Source organism: Streptomyces sp. NPDC018263, assembly GCF_055562575.1.
Genome location: NZ_JBVHFA010000001.1, coordinates 965,726 through 989,553, shown reverse-complemented (window position 1 = coordinate 989,553; position 23,828 = coordinate 965,726). Strand labels below are relative to the sequence as shown.

22 protein-coding genes and 1 riboswitch are annotated in these 23,828 nt (G+C 71.8%); of the genes, 12 read left to right on the top strand and 10 right to left on the bottom strand.

Annotated features, from left to right (window positions below; genetic code table 11):
- The first annotated feature begins 10 nt into the window (after window positions 1-10).
- Both ACZ3HQ_RS04655 and nuoN read left to right on the top strand, forming a co-directional pair.
- Window positions 11-1,582 carry an NADH-quinone oxidoreductase subunit M gene (locus ACZ3HQ_RS04655; RefSeq protein WP_467507906.1) on the top strand — a complete coding sequence of 524 codons (1,572 nt, stop codon included), beginning with the start codon at window positions 11-13 and terminating at the stop codon, window positions 1,580-1,582.
- Entirely contained in the window at window positions 1,579-3,228 is a 1,650-nt protein-coding gene (nuoN, locus tag ACZ3HQ_RS04650; protein ID WP_467507904.1) for an NADH-quinone oxidoreductase subunit NuoN, read from the top strand. Before ACZ3HQ_RS04655 ends, nuoN begins: the two co-directional genes overlap by 4 nt.
- A 64-nt stretch (window positions 3,229-3,292) precedes the next feature.
- Here nuoN and ACZ3HQ_RS04645 read toward each other — a convergent pair whose 3' ends face one another.
- The gene (locus tag ACZ3HQ_RS04645) at window positions 3,293-3,892 is read right to left on the bottom strand and encodes a Uma2 family endonuclease (protein ID WP_467507902.1); all 600 of its coding nucleotides are present in this window, start codon (window positions 3,890-3,892) and stop codon (window positions 3,293-3,295) included.
- A 222-nt stretch (window positions 3,893-4,114) separates the two neighbouring features.
- Here ACZ3HQ_RS04645 and recQ point away from each other — a divergent pair, with 222 nt between their 5' ends.
- Entirely contained in the window at window positions 4,115-6,124 is a 2,010-nt protein-coding gene (gene recQ / locus ACZ3HQ_RS04640) for a DNA helicase RecQ (protein WP_467507900.1), read from the top strand.
- Window positions 6,125-6,133: 9 nt separating this feature from the next.
- Here the strand turns inward: recQ and ACZ3HQ_RS04635 are convergent, their stop codons facing one another.
- Together ACZ3HQ_RS04635 and fahA are read right to left on the bottom strand one after the other, a co-directional pair.
- The gene (locus ACZ3HQ_RS04635; protein ID WP_467507898.1) at window positions 6,134-7,072 is read right to left on the bottom strand and encodes a M56 family metallopeptidase; all 939 of its coding nucleotides are present in this window, start codon (window positions 7,070-7,072) and stop codon (window positions 6,134-6,136) included.
- 184 nt (window positions 7,073-7,256) lie between these two features.
- On the bottom strand, window positions 7,257-8,474 hold the full coding sequence (gene fahA, locus ACZ3HQ_RS04630) for a fumarylacetoacetase (RefSeq protein ID WP_467508009.1): 1,218 nt from the start codon (window positions 8,472-8,474) through the stop codon (window positions 7,257-7,259).
- 290 nt (window positions 8,475-8,764) lie between these two features.
- Between fahA and ACZ3HQ_RS04625 the strand changes: the two genes are divergently transcribed.
- The 3 genes from ACZ3HQ_RS04625 to ACZ3HQ_RS04615 all read left to right on the top strand — a co-directional run bounded on the left by ACZ3HQ_RS04625 (window position 8,765) and on the right by ACZ3HQ_RS04615 (window position 12,122).
- Window positions 8,765-9,991 carry a carboxylate--amine ligase gene (locus ACZ3HQ_RS04625; RefSeq protein ID WP_467507896.1) on the top strand — a complete coding sequence of 409 codons (1,227 nt, stop codon included), beginning with the start codon at window positions 8,765-8,767 and terminating at the stop codon, window positions 9,989-9,991.
- Between the two features lie 44 nt (window positions 9,992-10,035).
- Complete coding sequence (locus ACZ3HQ_RS04620) at window positions 10,036-11,238, top strand: FAD-dependent oxidoreductase (RefSeq protein WP_467507895.1); 1,203 nt, start codon at window positions 10,036-10,038, stop codon at window positions 11,236-11,238.
- 65 nt (window positions 11,239-11,303) lie between these two features.
- The gene (locus tag ACZ3HQ_RS04615) at window positions 11,304-12,122 is read left to right on the top strand and encodes an HAD family hydrolase (protein ID WP_467507894.1); all 819 of its coding nucleotides are present in this window, start codon (window positions 11,304-11,306) and stop codon (window positions 12,120-12,122) included.
- 65 nt (window positions 12,123-12,187) lie between these two features.
- On the opposite strand, the gene ACZ3HQ_RS04610 is transcribed toward ACZ3HQ_RS04615, so the two are convergent.
- Window positions 12,188-12,670 carry a transglycosylase SLT domain-containing protein gene (locus tag ACZ3HQ_RS04610; RefSeq protein WP_399566793.1) on the bottom strand — a complete coding sequence of 161 codons (483 nt, stop codon included), beginning with the start codon at window positions 12,668-12,670 and terminating at the stop codon, window positions 12,188-12,190.
- A 4-nt stretch (window positions 12,671-12,674) separates the two neighbouring features.
- Window positions 12,675-12,874, bottom strand: a riboswitch (cyclic di-AMP (ydaO/yuaA leader).
- Window positions 12,875-13,458: 584 nt separating this feature from the next.
- On the opposite strand from ACZ3HQ_RS04610, the gene ACZ3HQ_RS04605 reads away from it, so the two are divergent.
- The 4 genes from ACZ3HQ_RS04605 (at window position 13,459) to ACZ3HQ_RS04590 (ending at window position 17,735) form a co-directional block, all read left to right on the top strand.
- Window positions 13,459-14,469: a polyprenyl synthetase family protein gene (locus ACZ3HQ_RS04605; protein ID WP_467508007.1), complete on the top strand. Its 1,011-nt coding sequence runs from the start codon at window positions 13,459-13,461 to the stop codon at window positions 14,467-14,469.
- Window positions 14,470-14,696: 227 nt separating this feature from the next.
- Window positions 14,697-15,887 (top strand): LolA family protein, encoded by a 1,191-nt coding sequence (locus tag ACZ3HQ_RS04600; RefSeq protein ID WP_467507893.1) that lies wholly within the window; start codon window positions 14,697-14,699, stop codon window positions 15,885-15,887.
- Window positions 15,888-15,913: 26 nt separating this feature from the next.
- Complete coding sequence (locus ACZ3HQ_RS04595) at window positions 15,914-16,876, top strand: ABC transporter ATP-binding protein (protein WP_467507891.1); 963 nt, start codon at window positions 15,914-15,916, stop codon at window positions 16,874-16,876.
- Complete coding sequence (locus tag ACZ3HQ_RS04590) at window positions 16,863-17,735, top strand: ABC transporter permease (RefSeq protein ID WP_467507889.1); 873 nt, start codon at window positions 16,863-16,865, stop codon at window positions 17,733-17,735. Before ACZ3HQ_RS04595 ends, ACZ3HQ_RS04590 begins: the two co-directional genes overlap by 14 nt.
- A gap of 7 nt (window positions 17,736-17,742) precedes the next feature.
- Here the strand turns inward: ACZ3HQ_RS04590 and ACZ3HQ_RS04585 are convergent, their stop codons facing one another.
- Complete coding sequence (locus ACZ3HQ_RS04585) at window positions 17,743-18,333, bottom strand: flavodoxin family protein (RefSeq protein WP_467507887.1); 591 nt, start codon at window positions 18,331-18,333, stop codon at window positions 17,743-17,745.
- A gap of 184 nt (window positions 18,334-18,517) precedes the next feature.
- Between ACZ3HQ_RS04585 and ACZ3HQ_RS04580 the strand changes: the two genes are divergently transcribed.
- Window positions 18,518-19,900: a tetratricopeptide repeat protein gene (locus ACZ3HQ_RS04580; RefSeq protein WP_467507886.1), complete on the top strand. Its 1,383-nt coding sequence runs from the start codon at window positions 18,518-18,520 to the stop codon at window positions 19,898-19,900.
- A 7-nt stretch (window positions 19,901-19,907) separates the two neighbouring features.
- Here the strand turns inward: ACZ3HQ_RS04580 and ACZ3HQ_RS04575 are convergent, their stop codons facing one another.
- From ACZ3HQ_RS04575 to ACZ3HQ_RS04555, 5 genes are all read right to left on the bottom strand, one after another.
- On the bottom strand, window positions 19,908-20,120 hold the full coding sequence (locus tag ACZ3HQ_RS04575) for a hypothetical protein (protein ID WP_467507884.1): 213 nt from the start codon (window positions 20,118-20,120) through the stop codon (window positions 19,908-19,910).
- A 161-nt stretch (window positions 20,121-20,281) separates the two neighbouring features.
- Complete coding sequence (locus ACZ3HQ_RS04570) at window positions 20,282-20,755, bottom strand: VOC family protein (protein ID WP_467507883.1); 474 nt, start codon at window positions 20,753-20,755, stop codon at window positions 20,282-20,284.
- A 408-nt stretch (window positions 20,756-21,163) separates the two neighbouring features.
- Window positions 21,164-21,388, bottom strand: coding sequence for a hypothetical protein (locus tag ACZ3HQ_RS04565; protein WP_467507881.1), 225 nt, complete (start codon window positions 21,386-21,388; stop codon window positions 21,164-21,166).
- Window positions 21,381-22,337, bottom strand: a complete 957-nt coding sequence (gene rarD / locus ACZ3HQ_RS04560; RefSeq protein WP_467508005.1) for an EamA family transporter RarD — start codon at window positions 22,335-22,337, stop codon at window positions 21,381-21,383. The genes ACZ3HQ_RS04565 and rarD overlap by 8 nt, the downstream gene beginning before the upstream one ends.
- A 129-nt stretch (window positions 22,338-22,466) precedes the next feature.
- Window positions 22,467-23,333 carry an SDR family oxidoreductase gene (locus tag ACZ3HQ_RS04555; protein ID WP_467507879.1) on the bottom strand — a complete coding sequence of 289 codons (867 nt, stop codon included), beginning with the start codon at window positions 23,331-23,333 and terminating at the stop codon, window positions 22,467-22,469.
- A 95-nt stretch (window positions 23,334-23,428) separates the two neighbouring features.
- Between ACZ3HQ_RS04555 and ACZ3HQ_RS04550 the strand changes: the two genes are divergently transcribed.
- Entirely contained in the window at window positions 23,429-23,827 is a 399-nt protein-coding gene (locus tag ACZ3HQ_RS04550) for a winged helix-turn-helix transcriptional regulator (protein WP_467507878.1), read from the top strand.
- The last annotated feature ends 1 nt before the right edge of the window (window position 23,828 follow it).

Below are 23,828 nucleotides of genomic sequence, written 5' to 3'. Positions count from 1 at the left end.
ACCGATGTCGATGTCATTTCCCCTGCTGACCGCGACAGCCGCGCTCCCGGCGCTCGGCGCGGTGGCCACGGCCGCCGTGCCGGCCCGGCAGCGCACCGCCGCCAAGTGGCTGGCCCTGCTGGTCTCGCTGGCCACGCTCGCGCTGGCGATCGTCGTCCTGGTCCGCTTCGACCCGGACGGCGCCCGCTACCAGCTCACCGAGTCCCACTCCTGGATCAGGGACTTCGGGGTGCGCTACGAACTGGGCGTGGACGGCATCGCGGTGGCCCTGATCGGGCTGACCGCGCTGCTGATGCCGTTCATCGTGCTGGCGGGCTGGCACGACGCCGACCCCCTGGAGACGGGGAGCAAGCGGTGGCGGCCCACGCAGGGCTTCTTCGCGCTGATCCTGGCCGTCGAGGCGATGGTGATCATCTCCTTCGAGGCGACCGACGTCTTCGTCTTCTACATCTTCTTCGAAGCCATGCTGATCCCGATGTACTTCCTCATCGGCGGCTTCGGGGACCGGGCGCACAGCCAGGGCGAGGAGGCCGCGTCCACCCAGCGGTCGTACGCGGCGGTGAAGTTCCTCCTCTACAACCTGGCCGGCGGTCTGATCATGCTGGCCGCGGTGATCGGGCTGTACGTGGTCGCCGGGAGCTTCAGCCTCCAGGAGATCGTCCAGGCCCGTGCCGACGGCTCGCTGACCATGGCGACCAGCACCGAACGCTGGCTGTTCCTCGGCTTCTTCTTCGCCTTCGCGGTGAAGGCGCCGCTGTGGCCGCTGCACACCTGGCTGCCCAACGCCATGCAGGAGTCCACCGCGCCGGTCGCGGTGCTCATCACGGCGGTGGTCGACAAGGTCGGCACCTTCGCCATGCTCCGCTTCTGCCTCCAGCTCTTCCCGGAGGCGTCGAAGTGGGCGACGCCGGTGATCCTCGTCCTGGCCCTGATCAGCATCATCTACGGGGCGCTGCTCGCGGTCGGCCAGCGGGACATCAAGCGGCTGGTGGCGTACGCGTCGATCTCGCACTTCGGCTTCATCGTGATGGGCATCTTCGCGATGACGACCCAGGGCCAGTCCGGCGCGACCCTCTACATGGTCAACCACGGCATCTCGACGGCCGCGCTGATGCTGGTCGCCGGGTTCCTGATCTCCCGGCGCGGCTCCCGGCTCATCGCGGACTACGGCGGGGTGCAGAAGGTCGCCCCGGTGCTCGCCGGCACCTTCCTGATCGGCGGCCTGGCGACCCTGTCGCTGCCCGGACTGGCGCCGTTCGTCAGCGAGTTCCTGGTGCTGGTCGGCACGTTCAGCCGGTATCCGGTGATCGGGATCATCGCCACCGTCGGCATCGTGCTGGCCGCGCTGTACACGCTGGTGCTGTACCAGCGCACGATGACCGGGCCGGTGAAGCCGGAGGTCTCGGCGATGCCCGACCTGAAGGTGCGTGAGGTGCTGGTCGTCGCGCCGCTGATCGTGCTGCTGGTCCTCCTCGGCGTCTATCCGAAGCCGCTGACCAGCATCGTCGACCCGGCGGTCAAGCAGACCATGTCCGACGTCCAGCAGAAGGACCCCAAGCCCGCGGTGGAGGCGGCCAAGTGAGCGCAACAGCCGTCCACAGCCTGTGGACAACGGCGGCCGATCCGATCTCGAAGATCGACACGCCGAAGATCGAATACGGACAATTGTCGCCGACGCTGATCGTCTTCGGCGCCGCCCTCATCGGCGTGCTCGTCGAGGCGTTCGTACCGCGCCGCTCCCGCTACTACGCCCAGGTGTTCGTCTCCGCCGTCGCGCTGTGCGCCGCCTTCGCCGCGGTCGTCGCGCTCGCGGCGGGCGGGTACGGCACCACCAAGGCGCACATCGCGGCCATGGGCGCGGTCGCGGTGGACGGACCAGCGCTCTTCCTTGAGGGCACGATCCTGCTGGCCGCGCTGGTCGCGCTCTTCACCTTCGCGGAGCGGCGCCTGGACCCGGCGGCGCACGGCAACCGGGTCGACTCCTTCGCGGCGCAGGCCGCCTCCGTACCGGGCGGTGAGGGTGAACAGGCGGCCGTGAAGGCCGGGTTCACCACCACCGAGGTGTTCCCACTGCTGCTCTTCGCGGTCGCGGGCATGCTGGTCTTCCCCGCGGCGAACGACCTGCTGACGCTGTTCGTCGCCCTGGAGGTGCTCTCCCTCCCGCTCTACCTGCTGTGCGCGCTGGCCCGCCGCAAGCGGCTGATGTCGCAGGAGGCCGCGGTCAAGTACTTCCTGCTGGGCGCGTTCGCCTCGGCGTTCACCCTGTTCGGCATCGCCCTGCTGTACGGCTACGCGGGCTCGGTGTCGTACGCGCGCGTCGCGGCCGTCGTGGACGGCACGGTCAGCGGCATCGATCCGGCGCTCGCGGACACCATGGGCAACGACGCGCTGCTGCTGATCGGCATGGCGCTGCTGGTGATGGGCCTGCTGTTCAAGGTGGGCGCGGTGCCGTTCCACATGTGGACCCCGGACGTGTACCAGGGTGCCCCGACCCCGGTGACCGGCTTCATGGCGGCCGCGACCAAGGTGGCCGCCTTCGGCGCGCTGCTGCGGCTGCTGTACGTGGTGCTGCCGGGGCTGCGCTGGGACTGGCGGCCGGTGATGTGGGGCGTGGCGATCGTCACCATGCTGGCCGGCGCGATCGTCGCGATCACCCAGACCGACATCAAGCGGCTGCTGGCGTACTCGTCCATCGCGCACGCGGGCTTCATCCTCGCCGGTGTGATCGCGACGACCGAGGACGGCGTCTCGGCGGTCCTCTTCTACCTCGCCGGGTACTCCTTCGTGACGATCGGCGCCTTCGCCGTGGTCACCCTGGTCCGCGACGCGGGCGGCGAGGCGACCCACCTCTCCCAGTGGGCGGGCCTCGGCCGTCGCTCACCCCTGGTCGCCGCGGTCTTCGCCGTCTTCCTGCTCGCCTTCGCCGGCATCCCGCTGACCAGCGGCTTCGCCGGAAAGTTCGCGGTCTTCCGGGCGGCTGCGGAGGGCGGCGCGGCTCCGCTGGTCGTGGTCGGCGTCATCTCCTCGGCCATCGCCGCCTTCTTCTACATCCGCGTCATCGTCCTGATGTTCTTCAGCGACCCCAAGCCCGACGGACCCACGGTCGCCGTCCCCTCCCCCCTCACCACGACCGCCATCGCGGTGGGCGTGGCGGTGACGGTGGTGCTGGGCGTGGCGCCGCAGTACTTCCTCGATCTGGCGGGGAGCGCGGGGGTGTTCGTCCGCTGATCCGACACGACGGCCCGGCACCCCGCGATTTCGGGGGCCGGGCCGTCGTGTGTGCGAGCGGTGGCTACTCGGCGGTGTCCCGGCGGGTCTTGATCCTGCTGAGGTCCAGGTCGACGGGGAACGGTGCCTCGGCCTTCATCCGGTCCCGGAAGATGCCCACGCTGGTGTACGTACCCGTGGTCGGCTCCAGCTCGAAGGCGTGGATCACGGCGCGACCCCGCTCGTTCTCGACCCGCCAGAAGTGCGGGATCTTGGCGCGGGCGTACTTCATCGGCTTGGTCTCGCGGTCGCGGGAAGTGGATTCCTCGGAGACGACCTCGACGGCAAGGACCACGGCCTCTGCGGGAAACCTCGTCTGCTCGGGAGCCACGACATCCGCGCGAGCCACGACCACGTCCGGTTCCGGCCGGTTCTGGTGGTCGATGTCAATGGTGAATTCCCGGACGACCTCCAGTTCCGCCGGCGCCACCGACTGGAGCTGCCACTCCAGAAAACTGACCACACGACTGTGGAAGAAGGTTTGCGGACTCACGAAGACCAGACTCCCGTCGATCAACTCCGTGTGCGGAGGAAGATTCGGAAGCTGGTCCAGGTCGTCGGCGGTCCACCCGCCCTGGGGCGGGGTCGGCCAGGCGGGTGTGGACGCCTTCGGTGCGACGCTCATCAGTGCTCCCATGGGACGGAGTCTCGCCGGAGCATCCAGACTATCGACGGGAAACGGGCAGGTCTCCCGCGAACGTGTGAACTATGGCCGTGTTCCGGACAGGGCGACGTGGCATATGCCTCAGGCATGCACATTCACGAACCTGTGGATAACTCCGGAGGCTGTCGGCGGGGGCGCCTATGGTGGAGGCGGTGGTCGAGGTGCGGCGTACCGGGTGTGGCGATGAGTGGGACAGGTGGGATCGGCGAGATGGCAGTGGTGACCGAGGGGCCGGGCGCGGTCGAGAGTGAGGCGCTGGCCACGCTGCACCGGGTGTTCGGGTACGACGCGTTCCGGGGGGAGCAGGAAGCGATCATCGAGCATGTGGTGGCCGGCGGGGACGCGCTGGTGCTCATGCCGACCGGTGGCGGCAAGTCGCTGTGCTACCAGATCCCGGCGCTGGTCAGGCCGGGCACCGGTGTCGTGGTCTCGCCGCTGATCGCGCTCATGCAGGACCAGGTGGACGCGCTGCGCGCGCTCGGCGTGCGGGCGGGGTTCATCAACTCCACGCAGGACTTCGACGAGCGCCGCACGGTGGAGGCCGAGTTCCTCGCCGGTGAGCTGGACCTGCTCTACCTGGCCCCGGAGCGGCTGCGCGTGGACGCCACGCTCGACCTGCTCTCCCGCGGCAAGATCTCCGTCTTCGCGATCGACGAGGCGCACTGTGTCTCCCAGTGGGGCCACGACTTCCGCCCGGACTACCTGAACCTCTCGCTGCTCGGCGAGCGCTGGCCGGACGTGCCCCGGATCGCCCTGACCGCCACCGCCACCCGCGCCACCCACCAGGAGATCACCCAGCGGCTGGGCCTCCCCGACGCCCGCCACTTCGTCGCCAGCTTCGACCGCCCGAACATCCAGTACCGGATCGTCTCCAAGGCCGACCCCAAGAAGCAGCTCCTCGCCTTCCTCCGCGAGGAGCACGCGGGCGACGCCGGCATCGTCTACTGCCTCTCCCGCAACTCCGTCGAGCGCACCGCCGAGTTCCTCACCGCCAACGGCATCGCGGCCGTCCCGTACCACGCGGGCCTGGACGCGGCCACGCGCGCCCGCCACCAGTCCCGGTTCCTGCGCGAGGACGGCCTGGTGGTCGTCGCCACCATCGCCTTCGGCATGGGCATCGACAAGCCCGACGTCCGCTTCGTCGCCCACCTCGACCTGCCCAAGTCCATCGAGGGCTACTACCAGGAGACCGGCCGCGCGGGCCGCGACGGGCTGCCGTCCACGGCCTGGATGGCGTACGGGCTCAACGACGTCGTGCAGCAGCGCAAGCTGATCCAGTCCGGCGAGGGGGACGAGGCGTTCCGCCGCCGCGCCGCCTCCCACCTGGACGCGATGCTCGCCCTGTGCGAGACCGTCCGCTGCCGCCGGGGCCAGCTCCTCGCCTACTTCGGCCAGGACCCCACCGAGGAGGGCTGCGGCAACTGCGACACCTGCCTCACCGCCCCGGAGACCTGGGACGGCACGGTGGCGGCGCAGAAGGTGCTCTCCACCGTGGTCCGGCTCCAGCGCGAGCGCGGCCAGAAGTTCGGCACCGTGCAGATCGTGGACATCCTGCTCGGCAAGCGCACCGCCAAGGTCATCCAGTTCGACCACGACCAGCTCTCCGTCTTCGGCATCGGCGACGACCTCGCCGAAGGCGAATGGCGCGGCGTGGTGCGGCAGTTGCTCGCGCAGGGGCTGCTGGCCGTCGAGGGGGAGTACGGCACGCTGGTGCTCACCGAGGCCAGCGGCGAGGTGCTGCGCCGCGAGCGCGAGGTGCCGCTGCGCAAGGAGCCCAAGCGCCCGACCACCGCCCGGGCCGCCGGCCGGGGCGACCGCAAGGGCAGGACCGCCGCGGCCGAGCTGCCGGCCGAGCTGGTCCCCGTCTTCGAGGCGCTGCGCGCCTGGCGCGCGGAACAGGCGAAGGAGCAGGGCGTCCCGGCGTACGTCATCTTCCACGACGCCACGCTCCGCGAGATCGCCACCAGCCGGCCCCGCTCGGTGGCCGAGCTGGGCACGCTGAACGGGGTCGGCGAGAAGAAGCTCGCCACCTACGGGGAGGGGGTGCTCGCGGTGCTGGAGGCCCAGTCCGCCCCGGCCGGCGCCCCGGAAGCCGCACCGAAGACCCCGGCCGCCGCTCCCGCCCCGGTCCCCGCCGCCGATTCCCCCGACCTGCACTGGCCCGAGGGCGAGGAGGAGCCCGACTGGTCCTGACCAGCAGGCTCACGCCAGTGCCGTCAGCCCCGGCGCGAAGGTGATCAGCAGCGGCAGCAACGGCACCAGCGCGGCCAGGGCCGTGGTCAGCGCCCGGTGTCCGCGCGGCAGCCGGGGCGGCGGCTCCAGCAGCCGGTCGACCCGCTCCCCGAGCAGGCGGCGGCTGGAGGCGCAGGACAGCACGCCCCGGTGCTGGTTCAGCTCGATCAGGGCCAGCGCGGTGGTGACATGCCCGCAGCGCCGGGAGGCGGTGTCGTCGGCGGCCAGCTCCACCAGCCGGTGCGTCTGGTCGCAGAAGTGCGCGAAGAGCGGGATGCGCGGAAAGCCCGTGGCGAGCGCGCTGGACAGATGCAGCAGCCAGTCGTGGTGGGCGCGGGCGTGCCCCCGCTCATGGGTGAGGACCGCGTCGACCTGATGCCCGGTGAGCCGGTGCAACGCGCCCGTGGTCACCACCAGTTGGGCCGGATGGCCGGGCATCCACCAGGCGTCCGGGTACTCGTCCTCCAGCACCAGCAGCGGACCGCGCGCCGGGGGCAGCCCGCCCGGCAGGTCCGGCGCCCGCTCCCGCAGCCGGGCGCGGGCCGCCCCGCGCCGCCGCCGCGCCTCGGTCAGCTCGCGGCCCAGCATCGCCGTGGTCCAGGCCGCACCGGCCGCCAGCAGCAGGGTGAGGGCGGCGGCCCAGAAGGGCGCGGCCGACAGATCGTAGGCGGCGGTGACGGCGGGCGGAGCCGGGGCGAAGACATGGTCGCGCACGGTGTGGAAGACCGCCGCCGCGCCCAGGACCAGCGCGGTCAGGCAGCACAGCAGCACCGTGGCGACCAGGCACTGCCACACCCACAGCGCCACCACCGGCTCCCGCTCCGGCCAGTCGGCACGGGTCAGCGCCCGGGGCGCCGGTACGGCGGCCGTCAGGGCGAGGACGGTCAGCAGGAGCAGGCAGACGGTCATGCCGGGGCTCCGGTTCCTGTCGGACGTGCCTGGTCGGAAGGGGGACGGCCCGCTGGGGAGCAGGGTGCGCGCCGCCTGTTGTGTACGCCGTCAGTATGACGGCCCGCGCCCGCCGAAGACAGGCGTACGGCACAGCCGCCCCCCGTCGGCTCCGGCCCCCGGCCGCCCCCGGCCCGCGCCCGCCTCAGCCGCTGACGATCCGCCCCTCGACCTCCCCGAGCCCGATCCGCCCGCCGTCCTTCCCCGGTGCCCAGGCCGTGAAGGTCACCACGTCCCCGTCCTCCAGGAACGCCCGCTTCCCATCGGGGAGTTCGAGCGGATCGCGCCCGTTCCAGGTCAGCTCCAGCAGCGACCCCCGCTGCCCCTCGGCCGGCCCGCTGACCGTGCCGGAGGCGTAGAGGTCACCGGTGCGCAGCGAGGCGCCGTTCACCGTGAGGTGGGCGAGCTGCTGGGCGGCGGTCCAGTACATGGTGGAGAAGGGCGGCTCGGCCACCACCTGGCCATTGATCGCGACGGAGATCCGCAGGTCGTAGCCGCCGGGCTCGACGCCGGGGGCGGAGTCGTCCAGGTAGGGCAGCAGCGGGTGGGTGCGCTCGGGCGGGGCCACCCGCGCGTCGTCCAGCGCGGCCAGCGGGGTGATCCACGCCGAGACCGAGGTGGCGAAGGATTTGCCGAGGAAGGGGCCGAGGGGCACGTACTCCCACGCCTGGATGTCGCGCGCGGACCAGTCGTTGAGCAGGCAGAGGCCGAAGACGTGGTCGCGGAACGCGGTCAGCGGGACCGGGGTGCCCTGCGCGGAGGGCACGCCCACCACGAAGCCGACCTCCGCCTCGATGTCGAGCCGGATCGACGGCCCGAAGACCGGGGCCGGGTCGGCGGGGGCCTTGCGCTGGCCGGAGGGGCGGACCACATCGGTGCCGGAGACCACGACCGTGCCCGCGCGGCCGTGGTACCCGATGGGCAGATGCTTCCAGTTGGGGGTGAGCGGGTCGGGGGAGTCGGGACGGAAGATCTGCCCGACGTTCCGGGCGTGGTGCTCGGAGGCGTAGAAGTCGACGTAGTCGGCCACCTCGAACGGCAGGTGCAGCGTGATCTGCGACAGCTCGTGGAAGTGGGGCTCGGCGGCGGCCCGGTGCGCGGGCCGGGTGACCCAGTCGGTGAGCGCCGCGCGCACCTCGGCCCAGACGGCGGGACCGGAGGCCAGCAGCGGGTTGAGGTTTGGCGCGCAGAGCATGTCCGCGTGCGGGAAGTCCAGCGCACGGGCGGCGGCGCCCGCGTCCAGCACATGGTCGCCGAGCCGGACGCCGATCCGGCGATCAGTGCTGCCGGACGGCGAGAACACGCCATAGGGCAGGTTGTGCGGACCGAAGGGGTCGCCCTCGGGAACGTCGAACGGTGGCACGGGGGGCATGGGGTGCTGCCTCACTCTCATCCGCGTCGGCCTGGGTTGATGATCCATAGCGTCGGGCCACACGTTACGGCCGGAACCGGTGTGTTGGGCAGGGTGCGACGGCCGGTGGGGGGCATGTCTAAAGAGTTCGCAACGTCCGAGTAGTGCTTGTCGGAGGGAAGTGTTCCGGCTTAGCGTCCTTCGGGGGACACGGACGGGGTGGGTCCGGTCCAAAAGGGGGACACGTGGGGGGACCCGTGGCCGGAAGACGCTTTGGCGCGCCCATCGAGGCGGACCGCGAAGTGCCTGGCCTGATAGTCAAGTTCGGCGGATATCCGCTGCACCACGGCGGCGTCGGCGCGATCCGCAGCCTCGGCCGGCTGGGCGTGCCGATGTATGCCATCACCGAGGACCCGTACACCCCGGCCGCCGCCTCCCGCTATCTGCGGCGGGCGTTCGTCTGGCCGACGACCGGCGCGGAGGAGCCGGAGCACCTGGTGGAGGGGCTGCGCCGGATCGGGCGCCGCATCGGCCGCCCGGCCGTGCTGATCCCGACCGACGAGGAAGCGGCCGTTCTCATCGCCGAGCACCAGGACGAGCTGTCCGGCACCTTCCTCTTCCCGCCCGTCGACCCGGCCCTGCCGAGACGGCTGGCCAGCAAGCAGGGGCTGCACGAGCTGTGCGAGGAGCACGGTGTCGCCAGCCCCACGACCGTCTTCCCGACCTCGTACGACCAGGTCGTGGCCTTCGCGGACGAGGCGCTCTTCCCGGTGGTGGCCAAGAACCGGGAGGCGTTCGTCCGGCGCAGCCGCCCGGCGGTCGGCGGCACCACCCGGATCGGCAGCCGCGCCGGACTGCTGGCCCTGGCCCGCGACTGGGGCGACGACCCCGGGGTGATCCTCCAGGAGTACCTGCCGAGGGAGGCGGCCGAGGACTGGATCGTGCACGCCTGCTTCGACGCGGACGCCAACCCGCTCGCCGTCTTCACCGGCGTCAAGGTCCGCTCCTGGCCCCCGCACGCGGGCATGACGGCCCACGCCTACGTGGTCGACAACCCCGAACTCGCGGACCTGGCGACGAGGTTCGTGAAGCGGCTCGGCTTCGCCGGGGTGGCCGACCTCGACCTGCGCTTCGACCGCCGCGACGGCCAGTACAAGCTGCTGGACTTCAACCCCCGGATGGGCGCCCAGTTCCGGCTCTTCGAGAGCGAGTCGGGCGTGGACGTCGTACGGGCTTTGCATCTGAACCTCACCGGCCGGGCCGTGCCCGAGGGGGAGCAGCGGGCCGGGCGGCGGTTCGTCGTGGAGAACATCGACCTGCCCGCCCTGCTCGCCTACCGGCGCAGCGGCTACACCACGCCGTCCGCCCCCGCGCGGGCCGAGGGCACGGAGCTGGCGTGGCTCGCGGGCGACGACCCGATGCCGTTCCTCACGATGCTCGCCCGCTTCGGCCGCCCCGGCGCGAAGCATCTCTACCAGCTCTGGCGGACCAGCCGCCGGGGCGGCGGCACCTCGCACTCCACGAAGTAGGCAAGGCCACGCACGTGGCGCACAGCGTCCTGGGGAGGGACTTCGTGATCCGACCGGTTGCAGTCATCGGGGCCGGGCCGTACGGCCTGTCCACCGCCGCCCATCTGCGGGCGCGCGGCCTCCCCGTACGGGTCTTCGGCGACCCCATGGTGAGCTGGCGCGCGCACATGCCGGAGGGGATGCTGCTGAAATCCACGCCGGCCGCATCGAGCCTCGACTGCCCGCAGCCCGGCCACACGCTCGCCGACTACTGCGACGCGGCCGGCGTGCGGCGCCTGGTCACCGACGAGGACATCATCCCGGCGGAGACCTTCATCGCGTACGGGGAGTGGTTCCAGCGGCGGCTGGTGCCGGATCTGGAGCGGGTCCGGGTGGTGTCGGTCGAGCGGGGGCGCCCCGGCGGGTTCGAGCTGAAGCTGGACTCGGGGGAGCAGTTCGCCGCGCGTGCGGTGGTGGTCGCCACCGGGCTCTCCGGCTTCGCCCACCTGCCGCCGGAGCTGGCCGGAGCGGCCTTCGACGGGCCGGCGCCGGTCACGCACAGCTCGCTCCACCACGACCTCGGCCGGTTCGCGGGCAAGGAGCTGATCGTCGTCGGCGCCGGCCAGTCCGCGCTGGAGACCGCCGCCCTCGCCGCCGAGGCGGGCGCGGCGGTACGGGTCGTCTCGCGCGGGAGGGGGAAGGTCGCCTTCGGCGCGCCGCCCTGGAAGCAGCCGAGGTTCCGGCCCGAGTCGCCGTTCGGCCGCGCCTGGTCGCTGTGGGCGCTCAGCTACTACGCCCAGCCCTACCGCTTCCTGCCCGAGGGCGCCCGGCACCATCTGGTCCGCCGGGTGCTCGGGCCGCTCGGCGCCTGGTGGCTGCGGGACCGCTTCGAGGGGCGGGTGCAGGTGAAGGAGGTGGCGCGGGTGGTGTCCGCCGAGACGGTGGACGGCGCACCGGTGCTCACCGTGCGCACCCACGGCGGCCGCACCGACCGGCTCACCGCCGACCACGTCATCGCGGCCACCGGCTACCGGGTCGACCTGGCCGCCCTGGACTTCCTCGGCCCCGGCCTGCGCACGGACCTCGCGGTCACCCGCGGCGCCCCGCGCCTGGGCCCCGGCTACGTCTCCTCGCTGCCCGGCCTCTACTTCACCGGCCTGCCCGCGGCAGCTTCGTACGGCCCGGTGATGCGCTTCGTGTGCGGTACGGAATTCGCCTCCCCGAGGCTGGCGAAACACCTGGCGGCGGCCCATGGCGCGCGGAGCTGAGCGACGCGTCAACTCCGGTACCGGGGTGGTGAGTCGGGAGGACCGGTGATCCGTATTCTCTGGTCATGGCCGCACCCTCCCCTCGCTCCCGTCCCTCGCTCATCGCCACCGACCTGGACGGGACGCTGCTGCGCGGCGACGACACGGTCTCCGCCAGGTCGCTCGCCGCGCTCGCGGCGGCGGCACGCGCCGGTGCCCGGCACCTGGTGGTGACGGGCCGCCCGGCGCCCCGCGTACGCCCCCTGCTGGCCGCGCTCGGCGGCACGGGGCTCGCGGTGTGCGCGCAGGGCGCCCAGGTGTACGACGCCGCCACCGGCACCCTGCTGTGGTCGGTCCGGCTGGACCGGGAGCTGGCCGAGACCGCGCTCGGCAAGATCGAGGCCGAGGTCGGCCAGGTGCATGCGGCCGCCGACCAGGACGGTGTGGACGGGCTCACCCTGATCGAGGCCGGCTACCGCATGCCGCACCCGACCCTGCCGGCCGTACGGGTGGAGCGGCGCGAGCAGCTCTGGCGGGCGCCGATCAGCAAGGTGCTGCTGCGCCACGACCGGCTGTCCGACGACGAACTGGCGGCCACCGCCCGCTCGGTCGTCGGCTCGCTGGCCACGGTCACCATGTCGGGACCCGGCACGGTGGAACTCCAGCCCTGCGGCATCACCAAGGCGACCGGGCTGGCGCTGGCCGCCGAGCACCTGGGCCTCGGCCGCGCGGACACGGTGGCCTTCGGGGACATGCCGAACGACATCCCGATGTTCCAGTGGGCGGCCCACGGCGTCGCCATGGCCGGCGCCCACCCGGAACTGAGGGCGGTGGCCGACGAGGTGACCCTCTCCAACGAGGACGACGGGGTGGCCGTCGTCCTGGAGCGCCTGTTCCCCCGCTGACGCCGACGGCCCCCGCCGCACGCGCGAGGCGTGCGACGGGGGCGTGGTTCGGCGGCTGTACCGGCTTAGTACGGGCCGTTGACGTTGTCGATCGAGCCGTAGCGGTGGTACGCGTAGTTGCAGGCGGCGGTGATGTTGGCGACCGGGTTGTACGGGTCGAAGGACGTGCCGGCGACGTGGTACGTGCGGAAGGTCGGGTCGATCACCTGGAGCAGGCCCTTGGACGGGGTGCCGTTGATGGCGTTGATGTCCCAGTTGTTGATGGCCAGCGGGTTGCCCGAGGACTCGCGCATCACGTTGCGGTGGATGCCGTTGTAGGTGCCCGGGATGCCCTTCTCGGCCATGATCGCCAGGGACTGGCGGATCCAGCCGTCGAGGTTGTTCGGGTACACGGCGGAGGCGGCGGCGGGCTTGGCGGCCGGGGCGGCGGAGGCGCTGGTGGCGCCGATGAGGGGGAGCGCGAACATCGCGGCACCGGTACCGGCGACGGCGAGCGTGCGGACGAGGCGCTTGGTGCGGGCACGGCGCGGCTGAGCAGCAGCAGACATGTCGGTGTTTCCTCTCCGTCGCCTGCGAGGTGAGCTGTCGGGTTCGGGCGGGGAGGTGCCCGGCCGCGTCGTCCCCGGTGCCCGTCGGACACCGGGGACGATTTCGGCTTCACCCCGAGCCGTCCCGGCGCGACATGGGTCGCACCGGTCCGGCGGCTTACCTGGGTCCCCCGCTCCTGCCGTACGAATGAGTTCGTGAGTGGGTGTGCCAGGCGCGGCAGGATTCGGCGTTCGCCTGACAGGGCGGGAACGTATGCGACCGCACATGTCCGGAACAAGTAGTGGATTCACCCAAAGCGCTAGTTGACCTTGGTCTGTCCCAAATGGCCTACTTGATCCTTTGCGTCCGCCAATCCTCAACTTCCGTACCGCGCACGGTAAGAAGGGGGTGAGAGGGGGGCTTTGGGGGGTAGGCGCGTCAGGGCGGTCCGCGTGAGCCAACTCACGGAATCGCAAAATACGCAAAATCAGACATGGGGGATTATGTGCATTTGAGCCGTCTGTGGGTATTAGGGAGTGTCGGTCCCCCGCAGACGGAACCTCTCGGACCCTCCCGCTCGTTGGCCCGGTGTGACCCCCGTGGTGTCGGATCGCCCGACCGAATCCCCCTGCACCGGCCGTTGTCCACCCATTCGGTACATGACGGACGAAATCCGATACCTCACGAGCTGGACCGGTGGGTGCGATCGGTGATCGAAAGAGGACCGGATACGCTGCCTTGACTGATGGCAGCGACCTATCGACAAGCCGTGAAGTCGCCAGCAGACACCAGCAGACAGGAGAACCTCGTGACCGTCGTCGGGCCGTTCGGGCTGAGCGTGCGGGACCAGGCACTGGAAGCCGATGTCCAGGCCGGACTGGCGGCTGTCGAGGCGGGCCTGCTAGAGGCCACCAAGAGCGACGTCCCCTTCATCACCGGGTCCGCCCAGCACCTGGTGCGGGCCGGCGGCAAGCGGTTCCGTCCGCTGCTCGTGCTGCTGGCCGCCCAGTTCGGCGACCGGCACGCCCCGCGCATCGTGCCCTCGGCCGTCGTCGTGGAGCTGACCCACCTGGCCACGCTCTACCACGACGACGTCATGGACGAGGCGGCCGTGCGGCGCGGCGTGGACAGCGCCAACACCCGCTGGGGCAACTCGGTCGCGGTGCTCACCGGCGATTTCCTCTTCGCCCGCGCCACGCAGATACTCGCCGATCTCGGCCCCGAGGCCGTCCGGGTGCAGGCCCTCGCCTTCGAGCGTCTCGTCACCGGCCAGATAATGGAGACCGCGGGTCCCCAGGACGGCCGCGACCCGGTCGAGCACTACCTCGACGTGCTCTCCGGCAAGACGGGCTCGCTGGTCGCCGTGTCCTGCCGGTTCGGTGCCATGATGTCCGGCGCCGAGGAGAGCGTGGTCGACGTGCTCACCCAGTACGGCGAGCGGCTCGGCGTCGCCTTCCAGCTCGCCGACGACGTGCTGGACATCGCCTCCGACTCCGACGAGTCCGGCAAGACCCCCGGCACCGACCTGCGCGAGGGCGTGCCCACGCTGCCCGTGCTCCGGCTGCGCGAGCGTGCCGCCCGGCTCGGCGAGCCCGCCGACCTCGCGCTGTGCGAGCTGCTGGACTCCGACCTCAGTGACGACGCCCGGCTCGACGAGGCGCTCACCGCGCTGCGCGCCCACCCCGCGCTGGAGCAGGCCCGCCGCGACGCGGTCCGGTACGCGGAGGAGGCCCGCGCGGCCCTCGCCCCGCTGAAGGACTGCACCGCCAAGTCCGCCCTGATCGAACTGTGCGACGCCGTGGTGCACCGGGCGGGCTAGCGCGCACGGGCGCTCGTACGACCCCTACGGGTCGGTGCGGGCGCCCGGTCCGTACGTCATACCGCAGGTGTACGCCGAGTTGGCTCCGTGGGCTGACGCCTGAGGACTGCGGAATTGGTGTGATGGGAACCAGGGAAACCACCACTCCTCACCGATCCGGGTGAGAATGGCGGCTCAGGTGGACCCCATAGAGCGCAGCCGCCGCCGACGACGGAGGTAAGGCAGACATGGCACCGTACGAATCCGACCACGCGACCGGCACCGGCCCCGACGCGGACCCGCGTACCGGACGCCGCAAGGCCGCCCGGTACGTCGTGCCCGTCGCGGTGGTGAGTGTCGCGGCCGCCACCATCGGGCTGGTCCCGGCGCTCGCCGCCTCCGGCGACCCGGACCTGCCGAAGATCACCGCGCAGCAGCTCGTCGAGAAGATCGCCAAGTCGGACGTCCAGCGGATGTCCGGCACCGTCAAGGTCAGCACCGACCTCGGCCTGCCCGACCTCGGCAGCCTCCAGGGCACCATGGGCTCCGGCCAGGGCGACTCCTCCGCCGACCCGCGCACCAAGCTCACCGAGCTGGCCTCCGGCACCCACACCCTGCGCGTGGCCGCCGACGGCCCCGAGAAGCAGAAGGTCTCGCTGCTGGAGCGGGACGCCGAGTACAGCCTCATCCACAACGACAAGGACGTGTGGGGCTACGACAGCGCGAGCAACGAGGTCTTCCACACCACGGCCCAGCACACCGGCGACAAGCGCGAGCACCGGCCGAGCGCCACGCCCGACGACTTCGCCGAGGAGGCGCTGAAGTCGGTCGACTCCACCACCTCGGTCACCGTCGACGGCACCGCCCGTATCGCCGGCCGCGACGCCTACCAGCTCGTGATCAAGCCCAAGCAGTCCGGCTCCACCGTCCGTGACGTCACCATCGGCGTCGACGCCAAGACCGGCCTGCCGCTGAAGTTCACCCTCACCCCGAAGAGCGGCGGCGCCCCCGTCCTCGACGCGGGCTTCACCAAGGTCTCCTTCGCCGCCCCGCCCGCCTCCACCTTCGACTTCCGCCCGCCCAAGGGCGCGAAGGTGACCGAGGAGAAGCCGGGCAAGGACGGCAGGCGGGAGCACGCCCCCGACTTCGGCGGGCAGTTCGCGCCGGGCGACCTGAGCGGCGCCGACACCATCGGCGAGGGCTGGACCACCATCGCCACGTTCGACACCGGCGCCAAGGGGGACAAGACCTCCCAGCAGGGTGGCGGCGCGATGGACGGCTTCCTCGGCTCGCTCGGCGACCAGGTCTCCGGCGACTTCGGCAAGGGCACCGTCTTCTCCACCCGCCTGGTCAACGCCCTGATCACCGACGACGGCAAGGTCTACGCGGGCGCGGTCACCAAGGACGCCCTGGTCAAGGCGGCCGACGCGGACAAGTAGCCCGCCCGACACGCGAAGGGACCCGAATGGAGCCACCGTCCGCCACGGGGGAAGAGCCCGCGCCGGTCATCGCCACGCGCGGCCTCACCAAGCGGTACCGGGGCGGACAGCTCGCCGTGGACGGTCTGGACCTGACCGTCCCGGCGGGCAGCGTCTTCGGCTTCCTCGGCCCCAACGGCTCCGGCAAGACCACCACCATCCGCATGCTGATGGGCCTGATCGACCCGACCTCGGGCACCGCGCACGTCCTGGGCCGCTCCATGCCGGGCGCCACCCGCGCCGTACTGCCCGAGGTCGGCGCCCTCATCGAGGGCCCCGCGCTCTACGGCTTCCTCTCCGGCCGCGACAACCTGCTGCGCTACGACGCCGCCGACCCGGCCGCCGACCCCCGCACCCGGCGCGCCCGCACCGCCGCCGCGCTGGAGCGGGTGGGGCTCGCCGCGGCCGGGGGCAAGAAGGCAAGGGCGTACTCGCTCGGCATGAAGCAGCGCCTCGGCCTGGCCGCCGCCCTGCTCCGGCCGCGCCGCCTGCTCGTGCTGGACGAGCCCACCAACGGGCTCGATCCGCAGGGCATGCGCGAGATCCGCGGCCTGATCCGGGAACTGGCCGCCGACGGCACCACCGTCTTCCTCTCCTCCCACCTCCTCGACGAGATCGAGCAGGTCTGCACCCACGCGGCGGTGATGACCCGCGGCCGGCTCGTCATCCAGGGCGCGGTGGCCGACCTGTCCGCCGGGGCGCGCGGCCGGCTCGCCGTGACCACGCCGGACCCGGCCGACGCGGCCCGCGTGCTCAAGGAACAGGGCGTCACCGACCTCACCGTGACCGGCCAGGCGGTCACCGGGGAACCGCCCGACCGCGACCTCGCCGAGGTGAACGCCGCCCTGGTCGCGGCGGGCGTGCGGGTACGGGGGTTCACCCTGGAACGGGCCTCGCTGGAGGACGCGTTCGTGGCTTTGACCGGAGAGGGCTTCGATGTCGCGGGCTGAGACCACGTACCCCACCGCGCCCCGGCCCCTGTGGACGTTCGGGCTGCTGCGCAGCGAGCTGGTCACCACCCTGCGCCGCTGGCGCACCCTGGTGCTGCTCGGGGTGCTGGCCGCGGTGCCGGTGCTGATCGGGATCGCGGTACGGGTCGAGACGGGAGGCGGCGGGGACCCGGACCGGGGCGGCGAGGGGCCCGCGTTCATCGCGCAGGTCACCAACAACGGGCTGTTCCTGGTCTTCACCGCGCTCGCGGTGACGCTGCCGTTCTTCCTGCCGATGGCGGTCGGGGTGATCGCCGGGGACGCGGTGGCGGGGGAGGCGGGCGCGGGCACGCTGCGCTATCTGCTGGTCGCCCCGGCGGGCCGCACCAGGCTGCTGCTGACCAAGTACGCGACCGTCCTGGCCTTCTGCCTGCTGGCCACGCTGGTCGTCGCGGTGTCCGCGCTGGCGGTGGGCGCGCTGCTGTTCCCGCTGGGAGAGGTCACCACGATCTCCGGTACCCGGATCGGCTTCGGCGAGGGGCTGCTCCGGGCGCTGCTGATCGCCCTGGCGGTGGCGGCCTCGCTGATCGGGGTGGCGGCGCTCGGACTGTTCGTGTCGACCCTGACCAACAGCGGGATCGCGGCGATGGCGACCACGGTGGGGCTGCTGATCACCGTCCAGATCCTCGACCAGATCCCGCAGCTCCACGCGATCCAGCCGTACCTGTTCTCCCACTACTGGCTGTCCTTCGCCGACCTCCTGCGCGATCCGCTCCTCTGGGACGACCTCCGCCGCAACCTGGTCCTCCAGGGGATCTACGCGGCGGTGTTCGGCACGCTGGCGTGGGCGCGGTTCACGGCGAAGGACATCACGGCCTAGGGCCGGCTCAGGCGCCGGGGAAGCGGGCCGGCGGGGCCTCGCCCGCGAAGAAGGTCTTGGCGCGGGCCAGCGCCTCGGTGTCGTTCCGTACGTCGCCGGGGCCGCTGCCGTTGCCGAGCAGCACCCCGCCGAAGCGCATCCCCAGGTACGCGGCGGAGTTGTTCAGGCTGCCGATCAGGGGCTCCGCGACCGAGGGGTCCCGGTCCGCGAGCGCCGTCACGCCCCACAGGGTCCGGCCGGCCATCGCGTCCCTGAAGCCGACCTCGGGGATGCGCAGCCAGCCCGACCAGTGGTCCAGGTACCGCTTGGTGAGGCTGGACAGCGAGTACCAGTACAGCGGCGAGGCGATCACGATGTCCGTGGCGGCGAGGGTGGCGTCCAGCAGCATCCCGGCAGGGGTGTCGGGGGCGGGGCGTACGTGGTCGCTGTCGTGCCGCAGGTCCTCCGCCTCGGGCAGCGGCAGCCCGGCCAGCCTGATCCACTCCTGCTCTGAGCCCTCCGGCCCCTCCGGCAACTGCTCGGCGGCGGTACGGGCGAGGAACTCGGTGTTGCCGTGGGTGCGGGCGCTGCCCAGGACGAAGAGGAATCTGCGGCTCATGGGGACCCCTGGAAGGAGAGAAGTTTAATTCGCATGCATCTTATGCACACGCAATCAGTTTCCCGCAAGGCGGCTGGTGCGAGGCTGTGACGTCGCGGTGACGCGCGGGGGCGGCATGGGCGGCGAGACTGGACGCAGGAGGCGTACGACCGGGCGCGGCGCCGGGGGGAATGAGGGAACAGGGATGTCTCGACTCAGCTTCGAGAAGCGGCGCGGGGACCGGCCGGTCGAGGTCCGCGTCTCGGCCGGCGGCGCGGCGTCGGTCGCCGGCACGCCGGTCCACCGGGCTCCCGACGAGGACATCCACGACGCGGTCCTCAACCACCTCCACGACCTGGCCACGTCCCACGGCACCCCGATACGGGCCACCATCCACGACGACGCGGCGGGGTGCGTGGTTCCGCTGGAGGTCTCCCCGGACGGGACGTCCCGGATGACGGGCGAGCCGACGCGGCTGCCCCCGGCACCGGGGACCGTGCAGCCGCCTCGGGGGGTGTTCGGGCCGCCGCCGGTGATGGGGGGTGCGGTGGGGGAGCCGATACCGGAGCGGAGGCCTCGGGGTGGCTCCGGCACGGTCAACTTCAGGAAGCCGAGGCTTGCTTCGGGGTACGGGGCGGGCTCTGGGGCGGGTCCCGAACTTGCTCTGGGCGCCAAGGCCGCTTCTGGGCCGGGTCCTGAGCTGGCCCTTGGCGTCAAGGCTGCCCCTGGCTCGGCTTCCGAACTGGCCCTCGGTGCTGAGCCCGCCCCTGGATCGGCTCCCGAGTCCGCCTTCGGTGCCAAGGCTGCCTCCGAAGCGACTCCCGAATTGGTCGTCGGCGCCGAGCCCGTCCTCGGTGCTAAGGCTGGCCCTGGCTCGGCTCCCGAACTGGCCTTCGGCGCTGAGTCCGTCCCTGGATCGGGTCCCGAGTCAGTCCTCGGTGCCAAGCCGGTCCCTGGATCGGCTCCCGAACTGGCCCTCGGCGCTGAGCCCGTCACCACCCCGAGCCCCGAACTGGTCCTCGGCCCCAAGCCCACCCCCGAAGCCGACCCGGAGCCCATTCCGCCGAGCCGGTTCGACGCCATCGCGGAGGAGATGCTCGCGGAGGTGCCGGTGGGGGAGACGGCGGACGGGGCCGAGGTGTGGACGGCGGCGCTGGGGCGCGTCGGGGATGCCGTACGGGACGGAGAGGTCGAGCGGGCGGCGGAGCTGGCGAGCCGGTCGGTGGCCAAGGCGTCCGGTGCGCTGGGACCCCGGCACCCCGAGGTACTGCACCTGCGTGAACTCTGCGCGTACATCGCGTACTTGACCGGCGATCCGGCCCGCGCCTTCGACCTCTCGCTGGACCTGGCCCGCAAGCGCGCCGAGTCGGGCGACCCGGCGGCGGCCTACAGCAACGTCCGCAGCGCGGCGACCGCGTGGCGCGCGGTGGGCGACGCGGAGCAGGCCCTCCGGATGGGCCGCGAACTCATCGACGTATGGACGACGTTGGCCGCGAAGCCGGGCCCCGCCGCGTCCGACCCCCGCCCCCTGGAGTCGGCCCACACCCGCATGACCCGCCTGACGGCGCGGGCGGCGGCCGGGGCGTGAGGCCGGCTCAGCCGCAGCTCTCCGCCACCCGTACGACCCCGAGCACGACGGGGTAGTCGGTGATCTGCTGGTTCGGCCCCGGCCGGGTCTCGCAGATCTTCCACTCGGCCGGATCGTCCACCGAACGCCCCTTCCCGCTCACGTCGTTGAAGGTCACTTCGGTGTCGGGGCCCATCTGCTCGGCCGCCCGGCCGGCGTTGCCGCCGACGATGTCCGGCATGACGGCGGAGACGGGCTGGGGGCGCGTGCTCGGGGACGTAGGAGCAGTGGCCGTAGCGGCGGGGGCAGGACGCCCCGCTCCCGCACACGCGCTGACCGGGGCCAGCAGAGCGACGGCGACGAGGGGACCCACGAACTGTCTTTTGGTCATGCCCCTGTCTACTACTGGACGCAGAACTCATTCCCCTCCGGGTCCGCCAGTACGGTCCACGCCCCCGCGGGCTCACTCACCTCGCGCAGCACGGTGGCCCCCAGCGCGGTGAGCCGAGCCACCTCCTCGGCCCGCCGCTCCGGCCCGGCGTGCAGGTCGAGATGCAGCCGGTTCTTCCCGCTCTTCGCCTCCGGCACCCGCTGAAAAAGCACCCGCCGCCCGAGTCCGGTCCCCGTCTCGGGGTCGTACGGATCATCGGGATGCCGCACCGCCACCAGATCCCGGAACGCCGGCCGCCCGTGATACTCGACGGTCGCCTCCCCGCCCAACGCCCCGAATCCCAACAGCCGCTCGATCAACGCACTGTTGTCCTCGGGCTCGTAATGCAGCGCGGCCCCCCAGAAGTCCGCCTGCGCATGCGGATCAACCGCATCCACCACAACCTTCCAGTGCAACGGCTCAACCCGCGAAGAAGAAGTCACCATGCAGCCTTTATAGGCCGCAGCGCCGCCCCACATGGCGAGTTACGCCACTTCCGTGCGCCTAGATACGTTGCCCGACCACACGTACGTACCCCACACCCCGCGTCACCTCACTGAGCCGGAACCCCGGAGGCAACGGAGCCTGCGAGGTCGCCGTGAACGGCAGATACCGAATCAGCCGGTCAGCGCGCTGCTCAAGCCCCGGCACAACGGCGTCCCCCACGACCAGCACGGCCCGCGCACCCGATTCACCGAGCGCAGGTGGAACCCCTCCCCGACCACCCGCCCACCCCGATCCAGCACCACGCACCCCACGGGCGGATTAGGACTGGCGGACCCCAACCCCTGAGCCGAAACAACGATCGCCCGCCGCATGGCCTCCAGCTCGCATGCCCTCACCCGTGCCCCTTCTCAAGCCGACCGGTACACCCCGTCAGGGTTCTCCCCTGACCGCGCCGCGTACTCCTCGAAGCCGAGGTTGCCGAGGGTCACGTTGGCCGGGATGTCGGGGGCGTCGACGAAGTGGACGTGGTGGGGGAGTGTCGCCATCAGGGCTCGCCGTGCCCGCTCGTCGGTGTAGTCGGTGCGGAACACCACCGCATCGAACTCCCCCCGTCCGATCAACCCCTCAGACATCCACCGCATCCACCGCCGCCGCAGCCGGGTCAGTCCGACGCGACATCGCCACCACCCGGGCCCGGTGCGCGGAGCGCATCGCGTCCCAGGTCAGCAGGACCAGTGCCAGCCAGACCAGGGCGAAGCCGGCCCAGCGTTCCGGGGGCATGGCCTCGTGGAAGTAGAGGATGCCCAGGAGGAACTGGAAGACGGGGGCCAGGTACTGGAGGAGGCCGAGGGTGGAGAGGGGGACCCGGATGGCGGCGGCGCCGAAGCAGACCAGGGGGAGGGCCGTGACGATGCCGGTGGAGGCCAGGAGGACCGCGTGGCCGGGGCCCTGCGTGGCGAAGGTCAGGTCGCCCCGGGTGCTCAGCCAGATCAGGTAGGCCAGGGCGGGGAGGAACTGGATGGCCGTTTCGGCGGCCAGGGATTCCACGCCGCCCAGGCCGACCTTCTTCTTCACCAGGCCGTACGTGGCGAAGGAGACGGCGAGGCAGAGGGAGATCCACGGGGGCCGGCCGTAGCCGACGGTCAGGACGACGACCGCGGCGAAGCCGACGGCGACCGCCGCCCACTGCACGGGCCGGAGCCGTTCCTTCAGCAGAAGGACGCCGAGCGCGATCGTCATCAGCGGGTTGATGAAATACCCGAGCGACGCCTCGACCACGTGACCTGAGTTCACAGCCCAGATGTAGACGCCCCAGTTCACAGTGATGACAGCCGCCGCCACCGCGATCAGCGCGAGCCGACGCGGCTGACGCAACAGCTCGCCCGCCCACGCCCACCGCCGTGTGAACACCAGCGCCACGGCGACGAACACCAGGGACCACACCATCCGGTGGGCCAGGATCTCCATCGCCCCGGCCGGCTTCAGCAGCGGCCAGAAGAGGGGGACCAGCCCCCACATCCCGTACGCCGCGATGCCGTTCAACAGCCCTATTCGGTGCTCACCCTTGGACGTCCCGGCCACGGGCTCCTCCTTCTCGCGATCCGCCACGCGAGAACGAAGGTAACGCCGCCCCACCCCGCCTGTCATGCCCGTATCGCCATACGGTCATGACCGGAAAAGAGGTGGGGTGGAGTACCCCCGGGCGCGGCCTCAGTTCGCCTGCGCCGCCTTCAGCCCCTCCTCCACCGCCACCGCCAGCGGCGTCGTCGGACGCCCGATCAGCCGCGCCAGCTCCCCGCCCGTCACCACCAGCTCGCCCCGCTCGATCGACGCGTCCACCCCGGCCAGCATCTCCGCGAGCGCGTCCGGCAGACCCGCGTCGGCCAGGATGCCCTTGAGGGTCTCCCCGGACACCGGCCGGTAGCTGATCGTCCGCCCGGTCCGCGCGCTCAGCTCGGCCGCGTACTCCTCGAAGCCCCAGGCCACGTCGCCGCCCAGCTCGTACGTGGTGTTCTCGTGCCCCTCGCCGGTCAGCACGGCGACCGCGGCGGCGGCGTAGTCGGCACGCGCGGCCGAGGAGACACGGCCGTCGCCCGCCGCCGTGACCACCGCGTCGTGGGCCAGCACGGGGGCCAGGTTCTCGGTGTAGTTCTCGTGGTACCAGCCGTTGCGCAGCAGCGAGTACGGCAGCCCGGAGGCGAGCACCGCCTCCTCCGTGGCCCGGTGGTCGTCGGCCAGCGTCGCGGTCAGGGTGCCCGGCGCGCTGGTGTACGCGAGCAGCGCCACCCCCGCCGCCTTCGCCGCGTCGATGACGACCTGGTGCTGCGCCACCCGGCCCTTGTCGAACTCGTTGCCCGATATCAGCAGCACCTTGTCGCCGGCCGAGAAGAGGCCGTCGAAGGTCTCGGGGGCGTTGTAGTCGGCGACGGCGAGCCGCACACCGCGCTCGGCGAACTCGGCGCCCTTGGCCTTGTCCCGTACGACGGCGGTGATCTCCCCGGCCGGGACCCGCTCCAGCAACTGGGCGATCACATGACGGCCGAGATGTCCGGTGGCTCCGGTGACGACGATGCTCATGGGGTTTCTCCTGGGGGGAGCGTCGGGGTTATGTCGCTAACCCTAGGAGAGGCGCTAACCAAACGACAGTACCCACTTTCAAGTAAGGTACTGCCATGATGGTAAGCAATGAGGTCAGCGACGCCCTGTGCCCCCAGCGACTGGTGCTGGAGCATGTGACGAGCCGCTGGGGCACGCTCGTCCTCATCGAGCTGCTGGACCGCTCCTACCGGTTCGGGGAGCTGCGGCGGGCGGTCGGCCGCTGGGGCGGGCGCGAGGTCAGCGAGAAGATGCTCACCCAGACCCTCCAGACCCTGGAGCGCGACGGCCTGGTCCACCGGGACGCCAAGCCGGTCATCCCGCCCCGCGTCGACTACTCCCTCACCGACCTCGGCCGGGAGGCCGCCGAGCAGGTCAGGGCGCTGGCCGTGTGGACCGAGGACCGCCTGGAGCAGGTGGAGAAGGCCCGCCGCGCATACGACGAGGTCCGGGAGACACGCTCCCGGACCTCGTAAA